This is a genomic window from Effusibacillus consociatus, assembly GCF_042652925.1.
Taxonomy (GTDB): domain Bacteria; phylum Bacillota; class Bacilli; order Tumebacillales; family Effusibacillaceae; genus Effusibacillus; species Effusibacillus consociatus.
Genome location: NZ_JBHSHC010000133.1, coordinates 1 through 905, shown reverse-complemented (window position 1 = coordinate 905; position 905 = coordinate 1). Strand labels below are relative to the sequence as shown.

The window sequence follows — 905 nt, the reverse complement described above, 5'->3', positions numbered from 1 at the left end:
TCTGTATATCTGAAGATTACCAGAACTAATGTTTGGAGGCAACACTATATTTGAACTCAGCCTTTTAAATTCATTGCACTAATTCCTCCTCAATAGACCAAATAACGTTTGATTTAGTTACACATCAATATGTTGTCTTTCTTGTATTTCACATAGAGTCATCAGGACTGGTGGAATATGTCGTTCCATAGCCTCCCAATGATTTGAATTTACTAGTTTCTGTTAAAAAACGACTACAAAAAAACATTCAGGTTCCATATGAATTTTCTTTCAGGTTGTTGATTTTTTCTGATGAATGATAATAGTTAAACCTTTTCATCAAAAAACCGAAGTACAAATCCCCCTTTACCCTTCTTATAAGCAAGTAATATTTTGGGATCATTGGGGTTACATTCAAGCTTTTCCCTTAATTTTCGAATATAATGATAGAGATTACTAAAACTGACTTCGTATTCTCCTATCCAAACCAAATCCAAAAGCTCTTTTGCAGTAATAGGGGTTCCCACCCGTTAACGCAACGCCGCAAGAAGTGGCTGACGTCATCGTCCCCTACTTCCCGCAGGTTGAAAAAGACATTCTGGTCAGTGTCGCGGACCGCTACAAAAAAGCGGACGTCTGGGCAAAAGACCCGATTATCGACCAGGAAGAATGGGAAAACATGCACACCGTGATGTGGCAGGCAGGCGAACTGAAAACACCCGGTCCTTACGACAAGCTTGTGAACACTTCGTTTGCCGAGAAGGCGAAGCAGGTGAAATAACGATCCCTGTTCAACTTAAAAAGCCCGCCTAGTGCGGGCTTAGTCTTTAAATTATTCATTTTGAACGATTCAATCTCGGATTAACCCCGCTTATTTGGACATACCTTCATTTTAGAGCTATTTTCATAGAGTTTCGTTTTATATG

At 39.4% G+C, this 905-nt stretch carries 2 protein-coding genes; one reads left to right on the top strand and one right to left on the bottom strand.

Features of this window, described 5'->3' with window-relative positions:
* Positions 1-305: 305 nt before the first annotated feature.
* Entirely contained in the window at positions 306-506 is a 201-nt protein-coding gene (locus ACFO8Q_RS19445) for a winged helix-turn-helix domain-containing protein (protein ID WP_380028164.1), read from the bottom strand.
* A 23-nt stretch (positions 507-529) separates the two neighbouring features.
* Between ACFO8Q_RS19445 and ACFO8Q_RS19440 the strand changes: the two genes are divergently transcribed.
* Positions 530-760: a hypothetical protein gene (locus tag ACFO8Q_RS19440; protein ID WP_380028161.1), complete on the top strand. Its 231-nt coding sequence runs from the start codon at positions 530-532 to the stop codon at positions 758-760.
* The last annotated feature ends 145 nt before the right edge of the window (positions 761-905 follow it).